9 protein-coding genes are annotated in these 6654 nt (G+C 62.3%); 4 read left to right on the forward strand and 5 right to left on the reverse strand.

The features are described 5' to 3' along the window. Complete coding sequence (locus QM609_RS20430) at window positions 1-897, reverse strand: EamA family transporter (protein WP_042921816.1); 897 nt, start codon at window positions 895-897, stop codon at window positions 1-3. A gap of 83 nt (window positions 898-980) precedes the next feature. Here QM609_RS20430 and QM609_RS20435 point away from each other — a divergent pair, with 83 nt between their 5' ends. Beyond that, window positions 981-1871 carry a LysR family transcriptional regulator gene (locus QM609_RS20435; RefSeq protein ID WP_050655321.1) on the forward strand — a complete coding sequence of 297 codons (891 nt, stop codon included), beginning with the start codon at window positions 981-983 and terminating at the stop codon, window positions 1869-1871. A gap of 1 nt (window position 1872) precedes the next feature. On the opposite strand, the gene QM609_RS20440 is transcribed toward QM609_RS20435, so the two are convergent. Genes QM609_RS20440 through QM609_RS20450 form a run of 3 tightly spaced genes read right to left on the reverse strand, consistent with a single transcriptional unit; the run spans window position 1873 to window position 3162 of the window. After that, window positions 1873-2229, reverse strand: a complete 357-nt coding sequence (locus QM609_RS20440; RefSeq protein ID WP_003941757.1) for a PLD nuclease N-terminal domain-containing protein — start codon at window positions 2227-2229, stop codon at window positions 1873-1875. Window positions 2230-2286: 57 nt separating this feature from the next. Continuing rightward, window positions 2287-2910, reverse strand: a complete 624-nt coding sequence (locus QM609_RS20445) for a TetR/AcrR family transcriptional regulator (protein ID WP_050655320.1) — start codon at window positions 2908-2910, stop codon at window positions 2287-2289. 57 nt (window positions 2911-2967) lie between these two features. Next, window positions 2968-3162 (reverse strand): DUF1918 domain-containing protein, encoded by a 195-nt coding sequence (locus QM609_RS20450; protein WP_003941743.1) that lies wholly within the window; start codon window positions 3160-3162, stop codon window positions 2968-2970. A gap of 179 nt (window positions 3163-3341) precedes the next feature. Here QM609_RS20450 and QM609_RS20455 point away from each other — a divergent pair, with 179 nt between their 5' ends. Genes QM609_RS20455 through QM609_RS20465 form a run of 3 tightly spaced genes read left to right on the forward strand, consistent with a single transcriptional unit; the run spans window position 3342 to window position 6125 of the window. After that, a complete protein-coding gene (locus QM609_RS20455) occupies window positions 3342-5354 on the forward strand; it encodes an MFS transporter (RefSeq protein WP_050655319.1) in 2013 nt (670 codons plus the stop codon). 52 nt (window positions 5355-5406) lie between these two features. Further along, the gene (locus tag QM609_RS20460; protein ID WP_283337374.1) at window positions 5407-5997 is read left to right on the forward strand and encodes a TetR/AcrR family transcriptional regulator; all 591 of its coding nucleotides are present in this window, start codon (window positions 5407-5409) and stop codon (window positions 5995-5997) included. Next, entirely contained in the window at window positions 5994-6125 is a 132-nt protein-coding gene (locus tag QM609_RS20465) for a hypothetical protein (RefSeq protein ID WP_256082667.1), read from the forward strand. Before QM609_RS20460 ends, QM609_RS20465 begins: the two co-directional genes overlap by 4 nt. 21 nt (window positions 6126-6146) lie before the next feature. Here the strand turns inward: QM609_RS20465 and QM609_RS20470 are convergent, their stop codons facing one another. Continuing rightward, window positions 6147-6560 carry an arsenate reductase ArsC gene (locus tag QM609_RS20470; RefSeq protein WP_003941758.1) on the reverse strand — a complete coding sequence of 138 codons (414 nt, stop codon included), beginning with the start codon at window positions 6558-6560 and terminating at the stop codon, window positions 6147-6149. Window positions 6561-6654: the final 94 nt, after the last annotated feature.

The raw sequence follows: 6654 nt of genomic DNA on the forward strand, positions 1-6654 counted from the left end.
TCATGAAGGCGCCGAAAGGTACGTTCGCTCGGAATCGGAGGGTGGCTCAGTCGGCTTCCGGGCGCCACCTCGAGCACCACCGCGGGCCGCGCCGATCCCTGCGACGACGACGCACGCGATACCTGCCACGGCCAGAACACTCGGAACCTGTTGCAGCACAACCAGACCGATAAGCTGCGCGAAAGCAGGCTCGAGACTCATCAGCGTGCCGAACGCCGCCGTGGACAGCCTTCGCAACGAGACCATCTCCAGAACGAACGGCACGACGGGCAGCAAGATCGCGAGTCCGAGGCCCACGAGAATCAGATGCGGAGTCAGCCGCCCGATAGCCGAGTGGCCTACGGCAATTGTCGCGGCCAACCCGGCTACCGCCATCGACACCGCCAGCCCGTTGATACCGGCAACCTCGTCGCCGACGCGCTGGGTGAGCAAAATGTACATCGCCCAGCAGAGCGCCGCACCGAGTGCGTACGCCACACCGACCAGATCGACTGTCCCGGCCCACGGTTCGGTGAGAAGCACGACGCCCACGCCTGCCAGAACCGGCCACAGAACGCGGCCACGCCCCCGGAGCAAAGCAACCGTCAGCGGACCCAAGAATTCCAATGCGCTTGCTGTTCCCAGCGGAAGGCGCTCCACCGCTGCCATGAACAGGAGCGTCATGCCTGCGGTGACCACACCCAGAACCACGCAAGCCAGAAACGCCTTGCGAGTGAACGCCGAAGGGCGGGGCCTGACGATGATCAGAAGAATGATGCCTGCCCAGGCGAGTCGTAGCCACGCCGCTCCGTCTGCGCCGAGCTGATCGATCAGGCCCACCGACACGGCGAGCCCGAGCTGCACGCACAACATCGCCAAAACAGCCAGGCCCACTCCGGCCCGCGCTTTCGTATCCATAGCTGAATTGAACGGGAGGCCAACCGTTCGTGTCCACGCGATTTTGACCTACATTATGTTCACGATTAGTGAATGATCGAAGGATGGAAACCCGTCGACTCCATCTCCTCCTCGAACTCTCCCGCTTGGGTTCGATGCGTGCGGTCGCCGAAGCGCACAACCTCACGACGTCGACAGTGTCCCAACAACTCGCGGCCTTGACCGCGGAGACCGGTACCGCACTGATCGAGCCCGACGGTCGCCGGGTGCGGCTGACGCCGGCCGGTCAACGACTGGCCGATCATGCCGTCACCATCCTGGCAGCCGTCGATGCAGCTCGCCTGGACCTCGATCCGGACGCGGAACCGGTGGGGACCCTGCGAGTCGGCGGATTCGCAACTGCGATCAGAACCGCGATGCTCCCCGTCGCTCGAAGCCTGCAACGCAGTCACCCGCAGGTGGACGTGATGATCTACGAATACGAACCCGTCGAGGCTTTTGCACTCCTCGAACGCGACGATCTAGACCTCGCACTGACGTACGACTACACCCTTGCCCCCGCGTCGCCGAGCCCACTACTCGAAGCAATTCCGCTCTGGTCGACGCCCTGGGGACTGTGTGTTCCCGACGACGCCAAAGCTCCCGACAAGTCCACAGAATCCGGAATCGATCTCCGCGCCTTCGCCGACACGTCATGGATAGTGAACTCACGCAACACGGCAGACGAGCGCGCTGTGCGAACCCTCGCGTCTCTGGCCGGGTTCACCCCTCGGATCACTCACCAGATCGACAGTCTCGACTTGGTCGAACTCTTGATCCTCAGTGGTTACGGCGTGGGGCTGATGCCGCTCGAACGCAAGACTCGCGAAGGCGTGCGCGTCGAACCACTCGTCGATCCGCCCGTCATCCTCACTGCCTATGCGGTGACGCGTCGCGGCCGATCGTCGTGGCCGCCGCTTCGGCTCGTGTTGGACCGACTCACGGCCTACCGATAACTCACATCCGATCAGCGTCGCCGTCGCGGCGCTGCTGCTTGGCAATTCGACGCTGCTCTTCCGCCCGCTCGCGGCACTGACGCAAGAAGGCTTCGTCCGCCGCCGGATCCTGCGCAACGGCACGTCCCGGGCGCTCGTATTCGCCGTAACCGGTTGGGCCGACGTAACCGCGGGGCGCGTTCTGTCCGCGCCCGACCACCAGCCACAGAACCGATCCCAAAGTAGGAAGGAAGATGATGATCAGAATCCAGACGACCTTGGGTAGGTACTGGATGTAGGCGTCATCTCTCGTGATGGCGTCGACGATGCAGAAAATCCACAGCAACATCGTGATGAGGCCGAACAAGGCATAGGGCACGCTGGCGATTCCTCCCGAGAATAAAAAACCCTCGCCATGCTAACGAAAACAGACCAATTAGTACATTAGATTCTGGCGAATGTTGAACTCGAGCCATCCTCGGTACGCATCGACGTCCCATCCACTGACCCGACGCAATTGCTGATGAAGCTGAGGCGAGACGAAAGCGGCAAGTATGCCCGCGGCTTTCTCGAGCGAAATCTCAGGCCTCAACAAGCCATGCTCGGAGAGACCCTCGGCTATCGACATCGCATTGACGGCCGACTGATCCGACGACTCCTCGGATAGTCGACGCATGTCGGCATCCGCACCCGAGGATTCGACCGCGACCATCATCAGAGCGCCGGCACGTTCGAGCAGTCCGATGCCCTGAGCCACGATCTGGGAGACGATCCGGCGAACGTCATCGGGGTCCGAGGCCAGGTTCGGCGCGCCGAGTGGAACCTCTTCGGCATCGAGCGCCGCAGCGAGGGCCGCTTCGAAGATCTCGAGTTTCCCGCCGGGGAAGGCTGTGAACACCGTCCGATCGGCGACGCCGGCCGAGGCGGCAATCTGCTTGACGGTGGCTTTGACATACCCGTCTCGAACAAACAAGGCCGTCGCCGCATCACGAATGAGTTCACGCGTTCGCTGCGCGGAAGCTTCACGCACGCGGGAGTGGTACTGGCGTCTGCCCTCCATTGCGCACACTTTAGCCGCATTCGATGCAACGACCATGCATGGAAAGAATCGTGCAGCTCAGGAGCCTTTTCCGGGGTGATCTATCCAGCCGTCGCTACCGGGAAACACCAACGCCTCGTGGCCGTTGTCGTACCTGACCAGATACGGAGGACCGCCGTCCTCGCCGTGCACCTCGAGAACCTCGGCAGTTACCTCCGCCTGCCCCACCACGCGCCCCTGGACGTGGAGACGGTCACCCACTTCGGCATGCATCACTCCTCCTCGCTGCCCGCTCGCGCAGGCGCAGACCAACCACTGACGTTGTTCCCGCCATGCCGACTCGGAAACCCTGGGGCGAGTTGCCGTCGTGAGAAATCGCATATTCACCGAAGGTGACAGCGACGGGTGAACAGTGGTTCACTCATGGGTGAATTCCCGTTCACCATCGCCGCGTGAAGGACCGTCTCTTGGCATTGCACTCGTCTCCGACCACTCGCCGTTCGAGTCGGCTCATTACCGCAATTCTCTGTCTTTCCGGCACCGTGGTCGCGCTGCAACAAACGATGGTCATTCCGTTGTTGCCCGATTTCCCGAAGATCCTCGGCGTCAGCGCTGACGACGCCTCCTGGCTCGTCACCGTCACGCTCCTCACGAGTGCCGTCGCCACTCCGATCGTCTCCCGCCTGGCAGACATGTTCGGAAAACGACGCATGATGCTGATCTCGATGACGATGATCGTGGTCGGATCACTGGTCGCGGCGATCGGCGGCAACTTTGTCGCCCTGCTGATCGGACGTGGTCTCCAGGGCTTCGCGATCTCGATGATCCCCGTCGGAATCAGCATCATGCGCGACGAACTGCCCAAGGAGAAGGTGGCGTCGGCAACAGCGTTGATGAGTGCCACTCTCGGAATCGGCAGCGCACTCGGGCTCCCGCTGTCCGGGTTGATCTTCGAGCATCTGGGCTGGCCCGCCATCTTCTGGCTCTCGGCGATCGTGGGCGTCCTGCTGATCATCGCGGTAGCCGTCGTCGTCCCGGAATCAAGTGTTCGTACCCGCGGCAAATTCGACTTCCTGGGCGCGGTCATGCTCTCGACAGCACTCACGGCGATCCTCCTCGCCATCTCCAAGGGCGCCCGTTGGGGATGGACGAGCGAACTGACATTGCTGATGTTCGTCATCGGAATCGTGACTCTCGCATTGTGGTTCCCTTACGAACTCCGCGTCACCCAGCCGATGGTCGATCTACGAACGTCGGCCAAGCGGCCTGTTCTGCTGACCAACGTCGCCTCGATCCTCGTCGGCTTCTCGATGTACGCGAACAACCTCTCCACCACCCAACAACTTCAGATGCCGAAGATCTCCGGCTACGGCTTCGAACTGGGCGTGATGGCGGCCGGACTGTGCATGATTCCGGCAGGCCTCGCGATGGTCTTCTTCGCGCCCGTCTCCGCGAACATCACGAAGCGATTCGGAGCCAAGATCACTCTGATCGTCGGCGGCACGGTGCTCGCGCTCGCCTACATCGCGCGAGTGTTCCTGACCGGTTCGATAGCACTGATCATCATCAGCGCGGCGGTGGTCAGCATCGGAACCGCAATCGCCTACTCCGCGATGCCGATGCTGATCATGCGATCGGTTCCGATTACCGAAACCGCGTCGGCAAACGGCCTCAATTCGCTGCTCCGCTCAGTCGGTACTTCCACGTCCAGCGCGGTGGTTGCCGCCATGCTCACGTCGATGGTCATCCCGTCCGGGCCGGGCGAGGGCCTTCCGTCGATCGACGCCTTCAAGAACATCTTCTGGCTGGCCGCCCTCGCCGCCGTGGCTGCTGCCGCTGCCGCTGCGTTCATTCCTCGCCGCGGCGCAAAACCGGAAGCGGCACTTCGCCCGGTGACCCCGGAAGGGTTCGAGCTTCCCGACGCCGCCGTGTCCGAAACGGAAATTGTGGTTGCCGGTCGTGTGGTCCGGGCCGACAGCCGACCGATCCGGCAGGCCGTTGTCACCGTGATGGACATGGAGGGTCGACCGATCGACTGGAGTCGCGCCGACAACGAGGGCAACTTTTCCCTCGCCCTACCCCGGCCCGGACGGTATTTGGTAGTGACGAGTGCCGACGGCTGGTCCCCTCGGTCGCAGGTGATCGCTTTCGACAGCGCGCAATCGACGCACACCGTCGAACTCGGTGACCGCCTCACCATCTCCGGCAAGGTCGGAGTCGGCGGCCGAACAACCTCGGGAACCGTCGTCACGCTCACGAAACCGACCGGCGAATTCGTCGCATCCACCGTCACCGACGGAACCGGGCACTACGGAATCGCACTTCCCACATCCGGCCGGTACATCCTGACCGCGCTGACCGAGAGCGGACACGGCACATTGGCTCGTCAGATAGCGGTCATCGCGCAGTCCACCGTCGTCGATTTCGACGTACCCGTCGATGCCGAGCCGTTGACGACAGTATGAACGCCAGTATGAGCAACCGAACACATGGCGATCGGGTATCGAGGCGAGCGGCATGAGCAGCGGTGAAGCCAGCATCCTCACAGCAGCGAAAGCCTTGTTCGCGGAACGAGGTTACGCATCGACGACCATCAAGGACATCGCGGTCGCAGCCGGCTACTCCCCTGCCCTGGTCATGAAGATCCACGGCAGCAAAGCTCGGCTGTACTCGGCTGCGATCCCGTCCGCACCTCCGATGGACGAGGATCCGAATGCCGACGCCACCGGAGACATCGGCTGTCAACTGGTCGAGAAACTTGTCGCTCGTAGAGAATCCGACGAAACCGATCCGTGGGCAATGCTCGCAGTACACGTTCACGAGGCGCCAGATCCGGCCGCCGCTCGGGCCGAGATCAAGCAACGATACGTTCACGGGATCGCGCGCCGCATCGGCGACACGGAGCCCGGTTTGGTACGCAGCCAGATCGTCGTCTCACTGCTGCTCGGACTGGCCACCGGCATGCGGACGCTCGAACTCCTCGGTGAGGATTCACTGTCGTCGGAGGATCTGATCCGGCGCTACGGAAGGCTGATTCAAATAGCCGTCGACGAAATCGAACCGGTATCCGAGCACGAATCGTTCATCAGTGACACGGTGGAGGAATGACGACTTACCGATACCTCGACGCCGACCGGAATCTCCTCGAAGAGAAAGATTTCGAAACCGAGCAGGACGCACAGGAATACCGACTCTCCGTCCTCGGTGCCGAACACATCGAGCCCACCGACGAATGATCCTGTCGAGTCCCCGATCGGTCAGGAAGACTTCGCGGCAGTGGTGAGTTCAGCGATCAAGGCTTGAACGCGCCGCTCGATTTCGTCACGGATCGGGCGAACTGCTTCAAGGCCCTGTCCGGCCGGGTCGTCGAGAACCCAGTCTCGGTAACTCTTGCCGGGGAAGATCGGGCACGTGTCGCCGCAGCCCATGGTGATGACGACATCCGAATCCTGGACGGCGTCGACAGTGAGGATCTTCGGAGACTGCGCTGAGATGTCGATACCGCGCTCTGCCATCGCCTCGACCGCTGCCGAATTGACGGTCTCGGCGGGTGCGGATCCGGCGGAACGGACCTCGATGGCGTCGCCTGCGAGATGGCTCAGGAATCCCGCGGCCATCTGAGATCGACCGGCATTGTGGACGCAGACGAACAACACCGATGGTTTGCTCATGACCTCACTCTTTCTCGACTGGATGAAACCTCTTCGACTGCAAAGCGTTTGCGTAGAGCAAGGGAGACATAGACCAGCCCGACGAGCACCGGTA

It is taken from the genome of Rhodococcus sp. IEGM 1302, assembly GCF_030056935.1.
Taxonomy (GTDB): Bacteria; Actinomycetota; Actinomycetes; order Mycobacteriales; family Mycobacteriaceae; genus Rhodococcus_F; species Rhodococcus_F qingshengii.